Origin of the sequence: Rhizobium sp. SG_E_25_P2, from assembly GCF_029892285.1 — a bacterium.
Classification (GTDB): domain Bacteria; phylum Pseudomonadota; class Alphaproteobacteria; order Rhizobiales; family Rhizobiaceae; genus Rhizobium_E.
The window spans coordinates 112,019-126,901 of record NZ_JARXVM010000013.1 but is presented as its reverse complement, the minus strand read 5'-3'; the positions used below and the strand labels follow the sequence as shown (position 1 = coordinate 126,901).

Annotated in this window: 9 protein-coding genes and 1 pseudogene; 5 read left to right on the top strand and 5 right to left on the bottom strand. The window is 60.0% G+C overall.

Annotated features, from left to right (window positions below):
* Nucleotides 1–9: 9 nt before the first annotated feature.
* Nucleotides 10–135: pseudogene (locus M2360_RS26805) on the bottom strand (integrase); the annotation flags it as partial.
* A 22-nt stretch (nucleotides 136–157) separates the two neighbouring features.
* Nucleotides 158–1,306, bottom strand: a complete 1,149-nt coding sequence (locus tag M2360_RS18100; RefSeq protein ID WP_280776654.1) for a tyrosine-type recombinase/integrase — start codon at nucleotides 1,304–1,306, stop codon at nucleotides 158–160.
* A 190-nt stretch (nucleotides 1,307–1,496) separates the two neighbouring features.
* On the opposite strand from M2360_RS18100, the gene M2360_RS18095 reads away from it, so the two are divergent.
* The 5 genes from M2360_RS18095 to qatD all read left to right on the top strand — a co-directional run bounded on the left by M2360_RS18095 (nucleotide 1,497) and on the right by qatD (nucleotide 7,737).
* Nucleotides 1,497–2,636 (top strand): RHE_PE00001 family protein, encoded by a 1,140-nt coding sequence (locus M2360_RS18095; RefSeq protein ID WP_280776653.1) that lies wholly within the window; start codon nucleotides 1,497–1,499, stop codon nucleotides 2,634–2,636.
* A gap of 184 nt (nucleotides 2,637–2,820) precedes the next feature.
* Nucleotides 2,821–4,725, top strand: coding sequence for a Qat anti-phage system ATPase QatA (qatA, locus tag M2360_RS18090; protein WP_280776652.1), 1,905 nt, complete (start codon nucleotides 2,821–2,823; stop codon nucleotides 4,723–4,725).
* Nucleotides 4,725–5,627, top strand: coding sequence for a Qat anti-phage system associated protein QatB (qatB, locus tag M2360_RS26800; protein ID WP_348529565.1), 903 nt, complete (start codon nucleotides 4,725–4,727; stop codon nucleotides 5,625–5,627). The genes qatA and qatB overlap by 1 nt, the downstream gene beginning before the upstream one ends.
* The gene (gene qatC, locus M2360_RS18080; protein ID WP_280776650.1) at nucleotides 5,624–6,988 is read left to right on the top strand and encodes a Qat anti-phage system QueC-like protein QatC; all 1,365 of its coding nucleotides are present in this window, start codon (nucleotides 5,624–5,626) and stop codon (nucleotides 6,986–6,988) included. The genes qatB and qatC overlap by 4 nt, the downstream gene beginning before the upstream one ends.
* A 5-nt stretch (nucleotides 6,989–6,993) precedes the next feature.
* Nucleotides 6,994–7,737 carry a Qat anti-phage system TatD family nuclease QatD gene (gene qatD / locus M2360_RS18075; RefSeq protein ID WP_280776649.1) on the top strand — a complete coding sequence of 248 codons (744 nt, stop codon included), beginning with the start codon at nucleotides 6,994–6,996 and terminating at the stop codon, nucleotides 7,735–7,737.
* A gap of 103 nt (nucleotides 7,738–7,840) precedes the next feature.
* Here qatD and M2360_RS18070 read toward each other — a convergent pair whose 3' ends face one another.
* Genes M2360_RS18070 through M2360_RS18060 form a run of 3 tightly spaced genes read right to left on the bottom strand, consistent with a single transcriptional unit; the run spans nucleotide 7,841 to nucleotide 14,168 of the window.
* Nucleotides 7,841–10,975 carry an AAA family ATPase gene (locus M2360_RS18070; RefSeq protein WP_280776648.1) on the bottom strand — a complete coding sequence of 1,045 codons (3,135 nt, stop codon included), beginning with the start codon at nucleotides 10,973–10,975 and terminating at the stop codon, nucleotides 7,841–7,843.
* Nucleotides 10,972–11,667 carry an ABC-three component system middle component 1 gene (locus tag M2360_RS18065; protein ID WP_280776647.1) on the bottom strand — a complete coding sequence of 232 codons (696 nt, stop codon included), beginning with the start codon at nucleotides 11,665–11,667 and terminating at the stop codon, nucleotides 10,972–10,974. The genes M2360_RS18070 and M2360_RS18065 overlap by 4 nt, the downstream gene beginning before the upstream one ends.
* Nucleotides 11,664–14,168 carry an ABC-three component system protein gene (locus M2360_RS18060; protein ID WP_280776646.1) on the bottom strand — a complete coding sequence of 835 codons (2,505 nt, stop codon included), beginning with the start codon at nucleotides 14,166–14,168 and terminating at the stop codon, nucleotides 11,664–11,666. Before M2360_RS18060 ends, M2360_RS18065 begins: the two co-directional genes overlap by 4 nt.
* Between the last annotated feature and the right edge of the window lie 715 nt (nucleotides 14,169–14,883).

Genomic DNA, 14,883 nt, shown 5'->3' with positions numbered 1-14,883 from the left:
GGGAGGAGGCTAAAGCCCAGCTGCTTTCGTCAAGTTGACGCGGAAGCGATTGTGCCGGCGCTGGTAACGGCGGGTCATCTCAGCCGAGGCATGGTGGAGCTGCTTCTGCACTTATCAGTCTCTTAGCTGAAATGTCCATCAACCACTGATTCCCCGATCAAAGCAACCTAGCAGCCCTGCCACTGGGCCGAGTAGCGTTGTTATAATAGCTCGAAGCTTGCTGGACGGAGCGATGACGGGATTGATCCATCGCCTCAGGGAGCGGAATGCCGCGGTTGGCGGCCTCGGTCAGATATCCCGACCGCAATCCGTGCGCCGAAAACTCCCCAGGCTCCAGCCCCGCCATCGCCACCCGCTGCTTGACGATCTGGTTGACTGCACTCGGCTCCAGCGCCCGCTTCGAAACATTGCCCCAACGATCGACCTTGCGAAAAACGCTCCCCGTCTCAATCTTGGCAGACACGAGCCAGGCATTCAGCGCGTCCACGGGTCGACCGGTCAGATAAACGACCTCGTCATGCTCGGAGCCCGACGTCTTGGTGCGACCTAGATGGATGGCGAGAGAGGGCAGGGGAGGGCCGCCCTCGACGGTGATTGGCGGCTCGACTGAGAACTGCTCCCTGCGCAAACCGGCAATCTCACTGCGACGGCGACCGCCCGAGGCAAAAGCCACCATCAGGATTGCTCGATCACGGACGTCACGAAGGCCGTCGCCCGCACAGGTGGCCAGCATCTGTGCCAGCACATCGCCGGTGACCGCCTTGGCGCTTTTGCGTTTCCTTGGCCGTGGTGTCGCCCGCACGGCAAGACGGATCGCGGACTTCAGCGAAGGGGAGGAGAAGACGCCGATCAGCCCACGCCATTTCGTCAGCGTCGACCAGCTGGCAAGCCGCCGGCGCACCGTGTCGGGCGCATGCGGTCCGGAAGATCGAAGGAAGCGTTGCTCGCGCAGACTTTGCTCGACATCTGCCGGCATGCCGTGTTGAGGATCGATGTCGCGCTGTTCGGGCTGCCAGAGGTGGTGGGCGACGAATTTCAGCAGCAGCGCCTCGGGCGCCGGCCAGGGGAGGGAGGCCCCGGTTGCGGCCAGCGACCACGCCTGCAGATAGGCAAGGTCGGAGGTGAGGGCGCGCAAGGTGTTTTCGCCCATGCCCTCGTTGACCAGGTGGCGCAGCGTTTCGACATCCTGGTCGGTCAGTAGTTCGGCCAGTTCGTCGCGCCGGTCGATCGGCAGGACGCTGGCAATGGTGTCGAGTTCGTCGGCGCGGCGATCGACTGCGGGCTTGGAAATGGACGGTTTGGCCACAGAGAAACTCCGGATCGGCGGCTTTTAACGGCCGAGCGGCCGTGGATTTACCGGATTCTTTCTGATTTGCGACTCGAAATCAATCACCTCCGATAATGAAGACTTATCGATGGTTAGCAGCCCAACCAGCAATCGTACTATGTGAGGAACCGTAATATTCATATAGAGTTCGTATAAGAAATCATTTACCATGATTTCAATGGCTTACGATCTCGCGAAAACCAGCATATTCACCTTGATGCGGCCGGCTTTCGACGCAGCAATCACGCTCACACGTCTCGACGAGCGGATCGCCCGCTCGCCGGTCGGCGCGGGCTTCGTCGAACGATCCCACTTCACCGACGCCTGCGCTTCGCTGTGGATCGACGGCGAACTGGTCCATCTCGAAGACCTCGTCCTCCACGACGATATCAGGGATATTCGCACACCCACCCACGAATTGACAATCGCCCGCGACGTGCTGCGCACCCGCCGGCGCCTCGCAGCTCAGCTCCCGGCCTGGGCCTTGTCTGCAGAGGGTATCCGAACTTTGCGACGAACGTCGGACATCACGTCGGCCGGTGCAGACGAGGGAGAGACGGCCGGCGGCATTCGGCGCGCGGACGCGTCGGATCCGGAAGGGGAGGGGGACGATGTCGATGACGTCGAGAACCTCCCGGGTGTCGACTACGCCGCGATCGATGCGGTGCTAGCGCGGTCGGAAGCGGCGATCGAGAACGCAAGGCGGCCTGGGCGTGGCGGCGACCAAGACAAAGATCCGATGATCTATGATCTCGACTGGGACGAGGACGCGCGGCTGGACGAATGGCGCGGCGTATTGCGGCAGGTACAAGACCTGCCGGCGGTGCTGCAGGCGATCGTCGCCCTCGATGCCTGGAACGAGCTTTTCGTGCTACAGCACGCGCCTTGGCTCGGTCGGCTGTTGTCCGCTTCAATCTTGCGGGAAGCCGGCATCACCACCGGGGCTCATCTGGCCGCCATCAATCTCGGCCTGAAAACCATTCCGGTCGATCGGCGCCGCCATCGCAACGGGGAGACCCGGCTGGTCGCCATCGCTCATGGGATGTTGGCGTCCGCCGAGATCGGCATGAAAGAGCATGACCGGCTGGCGCTGGCCCGCACCCTATTGGAGCGGAAGCTGGACAGCCGCCGGACGTCTTCAAAGCTGCCTGAACTGATCGAGCTGGTGATGGCAAAACCGTTGGTGTCGGCGAAAATGGTGGCCAAGACGCTCGAGGTGACGCCGCAGGCGGCGCGGCGGATTGTTTTGGAATTGGGCCTCAGGGAGATGACGGGGAGGGGGAGGTTTCGGGCGTGGGGGATAGTGTGAATGGATCCCGCTGTTACAATTACTCGATCCTGCTTGTCCTCATTTACAAGAGATTGACTTCCAGAATACCCGCAACGACCGGACATGGAAGTGCGTCCGATGCATAGTTATGGATGCATGAAATTAAAATCAGCGGTTGATGTTCCGATTTTATTTAATCAGAATAGATGCGTCTGGGGGGACCATGATTATTACCGACAATGAAACTGCGGTCGACTATCTCTACTACGAGGCTGTCGCCAAAACAGTTGTGCGCTTGATCCGCGAAAAGTCGGGTGAACCACTAACTCTGGGGCTTCACGGGGACTGGGGCGCCGGAAAATCCAGTACGCTCTTAATGATCGAACAGGCGTTCAAGGACGATGATCGCACGCTATGTGTTCGCTTCAACGGTTGGCTGTTTGAAGGCTACGAGGACGCGAAGGCCGTCCTGATCGAGTCCATCGTCGCGGCGTTGGTAGAAAAGCGCTCCACGGTCACGAAGGTTAAAGACAAGGCTGTTGAAGTCTTAAAAACCGTCAATTGGTTCAAGGTAGCGCGCTCCGCCGGGGGGGCGGCCCTGACTTTTGCGACAGGTCTTCCGAATGCCGACCTCATCCAAGGACTTAGCAGCGTCGCCCAGAAGGCAATCGCCAATCCGCAAGATCTTATCTCGGGCGAAATTCTAAACAGCATCCTTGATGGCGCGGCCGCGCATTTCAAAAATGCTCCGGAGGCAACCGCCCCTCAGAGGATGCACGCCTTCAGGCAGGATTTCACTGACCTGCTCGCCGCTGCTGATATTGATCGATTGGTGGTCCTTATCGACGATCTCGATCGATGCCTGCCGCCAACCGCCATCGCTACACTTGAGGCAGTTCGCCTCTTTCTCTTCGTTCCCCGCGCCGCCTTTGTCGTGGCAGCCGACGAAGGAATGATAGAGTATTCGGTTCGCAACCATTTTCCCGACTTGCCCGCATCAAGCGTCACAGGCAGCTATGCCCGGAACTACCTTGAAAAGCTGATTCAAGTTCCGTTCAGGATGCCAAATCTGGGAGAGGTAGAGACAAGGATCTACGTAGCGCTCCTTTTCTTTCTTAACAGCGGTGAAGATCCGGCCGGGGAAGGCTTTCAGAAGCTGGTAGAAGTTGCCCGGAAGGCACTGCAACGTCCCTGGTTGAATGAAGGTTTTGATCGAGAGGCCATTACCAAGGGTCTCGGCGCAATTTCGTCGGAACTAGAGGCATCCTTGCAGCTTGCAAACCAGATCACTCCGATGTTGACGGAGGGCGCGCGCGGTAACCCTCGCCAAATCAAGCGGTTCGTGAACACACTCAATCTGCGGATCGCAATTGCCGAAGCGAGAGGATTTGCAGCAGATCTGAACCAGTCGTTCCTAGCCAAGCTGATGTTGGCCGAGCGCTTTGCTCCGGAAATATTTGACGCAATCGCATTACAATTGAAGGCAGACGGCACTTCGGAGATTGTCGCCGAGCTCGAAAATTCAAATAAACCGGACAAGAAGGCTGTTGGGAAGAACTACGACGAAAGCGTCGTGAAGGACTGGCCTAACATCGAGTGGGCCAAGCGGTGGGCGAATATCAAGGTTCCGCTCACCGGAGTGGACTTGCGTCCATATCTTTTTGTCAGCCGAGACAGGCGTGCGACGTTTAGCGTGGCCGGCACTGCTGGACCGATCGAGATTCTTGTTGAACAGCTATCTTCCTCCAAACTTTCGGTCGCAACGGTTTCGGCGGCCGAGCTTGGCGCACTCAGCAGCGGCGACGCCGAGCGAGTATTCGCGGGCCTGACATCAAAGTTGGAGACGACCGACGACCTTAGCGTGCGCCCGGTGTCAGCCGACGGACTATCCACCCTTTGCGAAGCACGCATCGAATTGCGGGCACCGTTGATGGCGTTTCTCGGCCGGCTGCCGAGCGCGAAGGTTGGTGGTTGGATAGTTACCGGCTGGGGACCCACCGTCCAAGGGACATTAGCAAAGGACTTTCAGGCGTTACTTCAAACCTGGTCGGAGCAGACGTCGAATAAATCTCTATCGTCAGTGGCAAGGCTAACAATCGGCGGCGCAAAAACTGGGAAGAAGAGATAATGGGAACGTCTGGAAAGAACCCAGGCTCTCGACGAGGTTTGGTTCCAACTTGGGTCGAATCGCCCCCGCCTGGTGCGCCGTCCGCGCCACAGCCAAAGTCACCTCAGCCGCCGAGTCCCGGGGCTCCGGGAAATCCTAACTCGCCGCCGTTGAAACCGACAGCACCCGCTCCGCGACCGGCTTCGCCACGTCCCGCATTGCCGCCGGCAACTGCCGGCGAGTCGCTGAGTTCGGCTAGAGGTGACTTCACAAGAGGCGTTTCGTCTGGAGGGGGCGGGGGAGGAGGCGGACGCGGGATAAGGCGTGGCGCTGGGAAGTTCGTTCGAGCGGTCGGAGGGGCCAAAGCCGCGACACGGGCGATGGGACCCTCCGTTCGGACTGCAAGTGGTCTCGGCACCCTGGCTTCAGAGTTTGCTCAGCAAGGGGCTGCCGAGGCACTGAGACCCTTTAATCTCGAGGGGCTGGCAGGCGCGCCAGCTGTCGATGTCTTCGTGGCGTTGACCGATGTGCTCTGCCAGGACGGCGGAACGATAGACGAGGCGATTGCGCGCGATGCGATGCTCCAGACCATTGCCGACATTTCAGCGCAGATCGATGTGCCGTTTGACGCGCTGCCAGCCCCGGTCTTGGAGGCGGTTTTTCTCGGAACAATCAGTCGCTCGATTGAAACCAAGATCTTTAGTGAGCTCGGTGCGAATGCGTTACGCTTTCCAACCGACCCTACGGCAGTTAGGCGGATCGAGGCCACGCTGCAGGACTTCGTCCATGGGAGCGTCAGGGACGCTTTCACCACGCAGGGTCAGTCGGTCGCAGCGCTTCCGCCGGCCGAAATCGAACGCTTTGTCACCTCCATTTACCAGCGAACATTCGAATTACTGCAGGCATTCGAGGACGAAGAATGAGGCGCTTCACATTTATCGGCAGAATGGGTCCCTTAGATAGTGGACCTGTTCCAATTGCTCAGTCCGATTCAACTCCGGTCGACATCCAGTTCGTCGACACGTTCCGGCGGCTCGATTTTGGCATTGGCAGCGCGCTTGACTCGCTACGCGTGCTGGGTCTCACGCCCAAGGAACTGGCCATCGACCTTGTCATACTGTCTGCGCTGGTAAACGCCGCAGACACGCGAGTCTCACGAGCAGTGAACTCTCAGAACGGTTGGACGAGAGAGATCGATCTCGCTGTGCCTGTCTCCAATACTAGCCTGTGGGACGACCAAGCCGCGTTACTGGAGAGGTTGTTGCAATTCCTGACGGGTGACCTCTGGCGTGTGTTTTTTCGCAGCCGTCCGACAGGATTCGATGTGATTGCGCAGCCCCCGACCAATCTCGCTCTCGCGACTTTCAACAACGTTTCTCTTTTTTCTGGGGGGTTAGATAGTCTGGTCGGAGCTATTGACCAACTTACAGCTGGTGCGAAACCACTTCTAGTCAGCCACTATTGGGACAGTGAGACAAGCAAGGCGCAAAGTGCCCTACTTTACCTCTTAGAAAAGCACTACCCGAGACAGGAGATCAAATCTGTCAGGGTCCGACTCGGCTTTGACAAGCATCATGTGAATACATGTGAAATTGAAGATACCCAGCGTGGTCGATCGTTTCTGTTTTTTGCTCTTGCGGTTTTGGCGGCCTCGGCGTTGGGCTCAAAATCCAAGGTGCTCGTCCCTGAAAATGGCCTCATCGGGCTCAATGTTCCACTGGATCCTCTTCGACTAGGGTCGCTCAGCACCAGGACCACCCATCCTTTCTACATGGCGAGGATCAACGAACTCTTGAGCAGGCTCGGTCTTTCGGTCGAGTTGATCAATCCTTACCGCCACATGACCAAAGGCGAGATGCTGGCAGGATGCAAGGACCTGACCTTCCTCCAGAAGATCGTGGGCCAATCGATGTCCTGCTCATCCCCAGCCAAGGCGCGCTACAAAAGGCTTTCACCCAGGCACTGCGGAACCTGCGTTCCCTGCCTTATCCGGCGGGCCTCCATAGAATTTGGCTTGGGAACTAGCGATCCGACGCTGTATACGGTTCCCAGTTTGACAGCACGCAAATTGGATACGCGTGCCGCCGAAGGCGAGCACGTCCGATCTTTCCAGTTGATGATGGCGAAGGTTGCGACTAATCCTGTTGCCGCAAAGCTGCTTGTCCACGTGCCGGGATCACTAAGCGATGCGCCGCAGGAGATTCCACAATTTGTCGGTGTCTTCGAAAGAGGAATGGCAGAAGTGGCGCAGCTGTTGCGATCTGTGACTGCAGGGCCGACGTAGCGAAGATGCACGCGAGATATGTAGATTTTCATTGCCACCTCGATCTTTATCCAGATCCCGAAGGTGCTTATCGGCGCTGTCAGGCAGATCAGGTAGCAACTTTGGCGGTGACAACGACACCCAAAGCCTTTCGTCAAAATCAGATTTTTGGGTCGAAAACAGATTGCGTTCGCGTTGCCCTTGGATTGCATCCTCATCTGGCAGAGGAGAGGTGGACTGAACTACCTCTCTTTGAGGGGTTGCTCAAGGAAACGCGATACGTGGGCGAGGTTGGTCTGGACGCAGGTCCGCGTTTCTATAAAAGCTTGCCTCGACAGACCGACGTGTTCCGAAGAATACTGGTCCTGTGCGCCCAGCAGGGCGGAAAAATACTCTCGATACATAGCGTGCGAGCCGCGTCTAGAGTGCTGGACAGTCTTGAGGAACTTCTACCACCAAACAGGGGCACGGCCGTGCTTCATTGGTTTTCTGGATCGCAATCGGAGTTGCGGAGGGCGACTAATTTGGGTTGCTATTTCTCAGTGAACCAATCGATGTTTGAAAAGGATCGCGGACAAGCATTGATCAAGGCCATCCCGCCGGAGCGTCTGCTCACAGAGACGGACGGTCCGTTCCTCGAAGACAACGGTCGACCTATCGAACCTGGAAACGTTCGGGGTGCCGTGGGAGCACTTGGCCAACTGCTCGGGCTCCCCCATGCCCAAACTCAGAATCTGCTTTTGTCGAACCTCACGCGGTTGCTCGAATGATCGAAGTCTCGCGGCGCCATACGGCTTCAAAGCTACCGCTTAGAACGAAGCCGTTTCGATCAGCCGTGACGCTCTAGCCATAGAAATCTTCGCTTCACTTCCGTCAGGCATTGCTGACACTCGGGGGTCGTGCATCCTTACGTAGTGTCAGCCTTGCGGCCTTGTTGTGTTCTGGCGGGTTCCAGACTACGCCTTTGTCCGACGGCGCTGTTAATAAGACCGTGGAGCAGGGAAGGCCGGCCGCATCGAATTTGCGTGCGATGAACTCACTTTCGCCGCGGTCATGACTCGACATGATCAGCTGAAGGCCGTTCAATTCGACCATATTGCGCATCACATCGACAAACGCGGCGGTGTGAATGATGTCATTATGCTGCAGCGGATCGTCGAGTAGAAGGGCGCGCCAGCGGGACCAAGGATAGGCGGTACTCGCCGCGCACAGGATGCTGAAACCATTCGCGGCAAGCTGGCCCTCGCTGAGCACGATTTGAGGCGGCAAATCCTTCTTCGTCTCGATCGCATTCTCGACCTTCTCGCGGTAGCGCAAAGCCATGCCGAAGCTGGTCGCATCGACCCTTGTGTCGGCCTTGAACTGAATGCTTTCACCAGGTGTGCTCAGCATCGCCTCATTAAAATCGTCGATCACGGTATTGAGTGGGTCAAGCACGCGCGCCGAGAAATCGTCTGCCTGCTTCTGAAGGTCCTCCGAGTACCGATTCACCGCACTGCGTGCCGAGGTCGTGAGTCTAACCGCCGCCCGCGCTGCCTCAAGCCTGGACTTTAGCGCGGCGAGATGGGCCGCCGGATCCCGAACGCCGTCATCGCCTCCGTTCGCCCGAATCGAAGCGAGGATCTCGTCGATTTCGCTCTGGAGAAGCGCATCCTCATTTTCGCGGCCTAGGACGTGTTGGCGTTCGGCCAGTGACCGCAAACTCCCGATCACGTCGTCAATAGCGGAGAGCCCGCGGTCATATTCAGCCTGGCTCGGAATGTCGTTGAGACCAGCGCGCGTCCAGCGCTGCTGCATCTGCTGCGCTGCTTGTTCCGAGGTTGTGCGTGCTGCCTCGGCTGCGGTAAGGTCGCGCTGCGCAAGGTCGAGCGCGGCCTGCTCGCGCTGGACATCAGCAGACGCGTTGGTCGCCGCCTCGCTCAGCTGCGCCAGACGAGCCCGCGCGTCTTCGCCGCGCTCGCGCTCAGCCGTCAGTTTGGTGTCAATGTCCCCGATCGTCGCGTTCGACAGATTGCGCGCGGCGATGCGATCGGCGCAGGCCTTATCCTCTGCCTGATACTGAACCAGCCTTGCGCCGAGGTGATTGTCGCGCGCGATCAGTTCGTCGAGATCAGCCGCAACGCTTGATCGCTGTTCGGTTGCTGCCGCCGCGTTTGCAGATAGCTGTTCCAGGGCTGCCTCAGCCGCTGCAAGTCTGGCATCCGCATCGCGTGTACGGGTTGCCACAAGCGCGGCAAGGTCGCTCTCGGGGGTTGTGGCGAGGTTTTTGGCAATGCTAGCACGTGCATTTGTCACCGCATCAGCGGCTGCTCTCGCGACCCGTTCAAGCCCGTCGACCGCCGCCACTACCTCGCGGAGGCGACGTATTTCATCGCTGAGCGCGGATCGAGTGCTTCGCAAGACCTCCAGCGCGTCATCGGCTTGCGCGAGGCGATAGTCGCTGCCCGACGCCGCAGCATCGGCAAGCGCCTTGAGCGCGCCTGGTTCAAAGGACGTCTGGCACACTGGGCAGTTGCTATCGTCCTCATGGATATGGCTGGCAAGCTGCGATAAGGCCGCGCTGATCGCCGACGCGTGGCGATCAGCCTCGGCGCGTTCGCGTTCGGCCTCGGCGATCTTGCTTTCGAGATCGGCTAGCTGCGTCTCGAGCGGGACAAGTTCGGATGCGGCGTGTGCGGCGGCCTCGCGTGCCTGCGCCAGCGCGGACTTGGCAGCCGCGGACTTGCCTTCGAGATCGAGGCACTCCGCCATCGCCTCTTTTAGCGTACGTGCCGAAGTTGCGAGACTCCGCAACCTCGCAACTTCGGCACTGGCCTCGCCATGCTGGCTAATTTTCGCGTCGGCTTCCACGATTGTCGTGCGGTGCGCCGCGATCGCCTCGGTTAGCGACGTACGATCCTGCTGCTCGGTTGAGATCAACTCAGCAAGCTGGGCACGGCGTGCGAGATCAGTACGCGCGGCGTCAAGCACGGCGATGTTCTGGTTGATCGTGGCTATCGCTGCGGTCTGCGCAGTTACTGCTGCGCCGGTCGATCCGACCAGCGGTGACGCCAGATCGAGCCGCGCCCGTGTATCAATTATCGCGTTGCGCAGCCGGACGAGGCTTGGATGATCGAGCCGACCTTCGGCCTGGCTAACTAGGAACTGCGCCGGAAGCGCCGATAGCCCCTCCAGCGCTGCCTTTTGTTCGCCGGTCGTTCGCAGGGCTTCTCCGATCCGATCGCCGAGCGCGGCAAGGCGCCGTCCGACACTTTCGCTCGTGACGGAAAGCGGCTGACCCGCTGCGAGCTGCTGAAGGTCATTCTCGATCTGGTCGATCCGCGCAGCAACTTCGTCGGCGGTCAGCACGCCGGTGGCGCGGGCGGCAGCGCGAAGCCGCTCAAGGCGGCCCATCCATCCTTGCCAGTCCGCGATCTCCCGATCGAGCGTGGCGACGACGCCCTGTTCAGCGTCGAGGCGGCGCGTGAATGCAGCGATGGTTGCCCGCCCGCGCAGGCCCGCGCGGATGCGCTCAAGCCGATCGATGCCGCTGGGCCCCTTGAGCGCCTGCCACTGGTCCTGCGGGTCGCGGCTGGTGAACCGCTGCTGCGCCGCCTGGCCGAGGAAATGAGTGAGGGCGAGATAGGTCCCAAGATCGTTAATCGTGCGGCGGTCTGGCCGCGCAAGTTGCGCGACGATGTTCGCCATCGTCGTGCCGCCGGTTGCGTTGCGCTCGACAGTGTCGCCGTCGGAGAAGGTCAGTGCGACGCTATGTGACCCCGGCTCAGCGCCCCGGCGCGTGAGATAATCCTTCTCGACAAGTTTCCTGCGACCCTTGTTGATGTAGGGTTCGAACCGGCGGATTTTGTTGGTCAGTCCCCATTCGATCGCATCGAAGAAGCTGCTTTTTCCTAAGCCGTTGGTGCCGGTAAGCAGAACAAGACCGGGCGCCGCCGGAATGTCGATCGCGAAGTCGCCGAAGGTCCGGAAATCCTGGATCGCGATTCGGGAAAGGAAGATCTCACTCATGCCTGACTCCTCCGACCCCAGGATTTGACTAACGCTGCGACAATATCATCCGGCGTCTTCGTTTCGTCGAGCGCGATCCGCTCCCATTCGGACGCCGTCGTCCGCGGTAGACCCGGTGTGGTCTCACTGGAGCCGCTCAGCTCATCGAGCGCCACATCCTCGAACTGGCCTTCGGCATGAACCCATGGTCGGGCGAGGAAAGTTCGCTTGAGGAAGTCGGCGAAACTCTCTTCATCATTCAGCGGATCTTCGGGTCGCAGCCACGCAAGCTTGCGTGCGACGCGATCATCGCGCTCAACCATCAACGCCATTGCGCGCCAGGCTTCCCGCCGCTCGCTCGCACGTGGCCCCAGTAGCATCAGCTGCAAGTCTAGCGTCTCATTAGTCCCAAGGAACGAGCGCGCGACGACGCATTGATTTCGGTAGCGCCGCAGCGTCTCGAGCACCGCTTCCATGGCGGAAACGTCGGGGAGGATGCCCAGCACGATATTGAAGCGATCGATCCGCATCGCATGGCTCTCCGCCGGCAGATCGGTCGGACTGAGCGTCGTCGATTTGGCCGATCCGCCGTTGAAGGTCGCGCTCGCCAATTCGGGCCGATCCTCGACCTTGAGATCGAGCTTCAGTGCCGCGTCGCGCAGCCGGTCAGCGAAATCAGCCAGTCCAGGTGACAGAGTCTCACTATCCGTCATGCCGCACCTTTCATGATCGTCTTTTCAAGCGCCTTGAAGTGCCGCGCCTCCGCCGTTGCCAGTAGGGTGCGTAGCTCGGCCAACCCCGCCGCAGCCGCGTCGATGAAATCGCGACTGATTGACATGATCACCGGACCAGAGCCATCCGTATCGCTGAGCCCTGGCTGCTCGGCGTCGATTTGCGCGAACGGCCGTTCGGCGATTCGGCTGACCTCGATGGCACTTTTGACGACGAGGATGACGAACTGGGTTTGCCACATGAAAGAGGCTGCACACAATGACATCTCGTCACCGTTGATCATGTCGGCCGCGCATCCATGACCGGCCCATTCGCTGTCGCCGTCGCGAAGGCGAACCAGATTGCCCGGCCTGGCGCTTTTCGGCGATGTGGCCTCCCAGGCTGCGGCGATGGCAAGAGCGACCGCGGTGCCGCGCAGGATCACGGGCCATTTGCTGGGGCCGACGAGAATCTGTGCCGCGTCGCGATGTTCGTCCTCGTCGACCGCACAGATCATCAGGCGCAGGAAATGGTTCAGCAGTGCCGGGTCGTCGGTGAACGACGCATGCCAGATCGCCCAGGTCGCGGCCATGGCCGCCCGAAGATCGCCTGCGATCTTAACGTTAATCGGGCGGCCGGGATCGGCATTGCTGGCGAAAAATGGCTGGAGGTGTGCGTCCAGGCGCTCGAGCAGCCAGCTATCCAGCGACCGGTGAATCCGACGCGCGAAAATATCGAGCGGCAGCGCAATCGGATCCTGAGCAGCGCCGCCGGGATTGCCGGCCACGATCGCTGGCATCGCCATGCCTTCAGCGTGCGGCGAGTCTAGGCTGAGCTCGCGGACCAGCTTGCTCCACAGGCCGGGTGCGGCGTGGAGCCGGCAATTGCTGCTGTGGCAGGCGACCCGCAGCAAAGCCCCAGCGACGGCGCCAAGCGCCCCGGGAGCATCGGGTAAGATGATCTCAAATGGCTGCTGCTCGCCCCACGATCGGATAAGCTGCTCCGGCGGAACCGCGCCAGACCAGCGGATGTTGGGGCCTTCGCAGAGTAGCTGTACCGATACGGGGAGCTGATTGGCCGCCTGTCGCTGCAGCCGCGGCGCGAGGACATTCGCGCTGCGCGCGGCCTCCCGGAACAGGGAACGTGCCGATGCTGACAATTTAGGGACAAGCGTGGCGTCGCCATGACGGGCAAGCCATTCGTTGTGCGTTACATCGAAACTGGTTAGGTGCGGGGCAAAGGGAGCCCGCACCACTTCTCGCTGGGGACCGCGCCGCACGATCACCGCATCCGCCGCGACCGCCTCCCCGGCGCAATCGAGCCAAAAGGGGGCGATGACCGGCGCCGGATCCGGGGCGTCAGTTCGGGTGACGATGCCGCATTGCAGATGCCGGAAAGAGCGTTGGGCGTCTCCCGCACACGCTTTGATAGTGAGATAGGCGGCGAGCCGGTTGAGCGTTGCTGTTGAGACGTCGAACAGCTCGGCATGCTGGGTCTGAAACGTCAACTGCACGCCCGGCCGCAGCTGCTGCGCGACCGCAGCGACGAGGCCGATGTCTGTGAGAGATTGAAGAAGCTCAGTGTCATAGGCCGCCATGAAATCGAAGCGGGCGCCCTTGGCATCCTCAGCACGAGCGCGCACGTCGATCGCGGCAAGGGCCGGCCTTAACGCCGCGATGCCGGGATGTTCAGAGATCAGCCGAATCATCCCGGCATGATCGAAATCGCTGGCTCCGGCGGCCACGAAATCGATCAGTCCGCCGTCACCTGCGCCACTGACAAAGAACCGCGGGGTCGGCCGACCCGCAAACTCGGCAACTGGAACGCCGGCATCGGTCCAATAGCTTGCGCTCTGTATCAACGGCACCGGTTCGCTCGGCTCGAACCCAAACCCCACCGCGAGGAGTACCATGTGAAACTGTTCGCGCAGCTCCGCGCCTGGCGGCGGTGGCGGCGCATTGAGATCGGTGATGTCGAGCTGATAACCATCCGCAGTCCGTGTGAGCGCGGTAACCTGATGGCGCAGCCGTCGCTCGAGCCGCGGCGCGAGTCTGACAGCGATGTCCTCGAATCCAAGCAGTACATCGTCACGGACGGTGCGGCATGTCCCAGATTCCCAGTCAAGGATCGGCAGGTCGGCTATGGGATCGGTCGTGTCGTGTGCCGGCCAATCGTAAATATGCGGATCGAGCCGCCGCCGATCGGTTGTCGACTGAAGAGGCAGAAGCGCAGCGGCGGATTCGAACAAGATGACCTGCGACCCGGTTACCAGCGCTGCAGCTGCGGCTGCGGTGACGCCTGCCGCGCCGCCGCCAACGACCGCTATCCTCGGATTGGCATGGAGATAGCCAAGTTCTTTGAGCGCGTGGACCAGCGACAGCGCCCGGACCTGTTGGGAATAGAAGGTGATGCGCCGGTCGAAACTGCCGATCACGAATAAGTTCGGCCGGTCGCGAACAGCTGCACCGTCAAGTATATCCTGGGCAAGCAAAGCATCAGCCAACTACGCGCACCCCCGCAGTCGCTCGTGTTCGCTGTTGCGAAACCATGACTGTGAAGTGAGCTACCGCACACATATTTAGCAATCTTCTCCCCCTCCGGTTGCGTCGCCGTGACAACCGGCGCTTTAATCTATATTAGGGAAGCGAGGGTGCCGCAACATTCTAATGGTTTTTACAGCCGGGTCGCTGCCCACCGCTCAACTTCATTCATTAGCACTCCCGCGCAGTGTCTCGACCTACGCCATAAGCGGCGGGAACCATCCCAACCGGATAGTGCCAGGTGGCCGAAGCTAGACGGACCGGGAACTGCTCCGGCGAAGCAACTATGGGTTATACCGGCTCTGCAGGCATCTTGAACAAGGGTGTTAGTTTTCGCGTGTGTTTGATCCATTTTCCGTTTCGCGGTTATCCACGTACGCCGGATAAAATTGTTGTTGCCAGTTCACTACACCGTGTCTGGTGGCTGACGCGAAACGGAAAAACGGGTTAAAGCCAGCTGAAAATCAACACTGCTGGCGTTTCCTATCGCGTCAACCAAAGCTGTGGCGTTCAGTACCCGATTCCTGGAATTTCTGTTAGCCGTTGCGCTGCGACTGCATTGTAATGACGGCGGTTCGTCAGTGGAGGTGCTGGACATGCCTTACTCAACAGCTAAAAAAGAACTATCGTGGCCGTGGAGTTGATTGTCGAGCGTTGCAATCCGGACGTGTTTGCTAG

Bases quoted from the DNA above. Each gene is read 5' to 3' on its own strand.
- M2360_RS18095 (WP_280776653.1), top strand. From the start codon at position 1,497: ATGATTTCAATGGCTTACGATCTCGCGAAAACCAGCATATTCACCTTG.
- qatA (WP_280776652.1), top strand. From the start codon at position 2,821: ATGATTATTACCGACAATGAAACTGCGGTCGACTATCTCTACTACGAG.
- qatB (WP_348529565.1), top strand. From the start codon at position 4,725: ATGGGAACGTCTGGAAAGAACCCAGGCTCTCGACGAGGTTTGGTTCCA.
- qatC (WP_280776650.1), top strand. From the start codon at position 5,624: ATGAGGCGCTTCACATTTATCGGCAGAATGGGTCCCTTAGATAGTGGA.
- qatD (WP_280776649.1), top strand. From the start codon at position 6,994: ATGCACGCGAGATATGTAGATTTTCATTGCCACCTCGATCTTTATCCA.
- M2360_RS18070 (WP_280776648.1), bottom strand. From the start codon at position 10,975: ATGAGTGAGATCTTCCTTTCCCGAATCGCGATCCAGGATTTCCGGACC.
- M2360_RS18065 (WP_280776647.1), bottom strand. From the start codon at position 11,667: ATGACGGATAGTGAGACTCTGTCACCTGGACTGGCTGATTTCGCTGAC.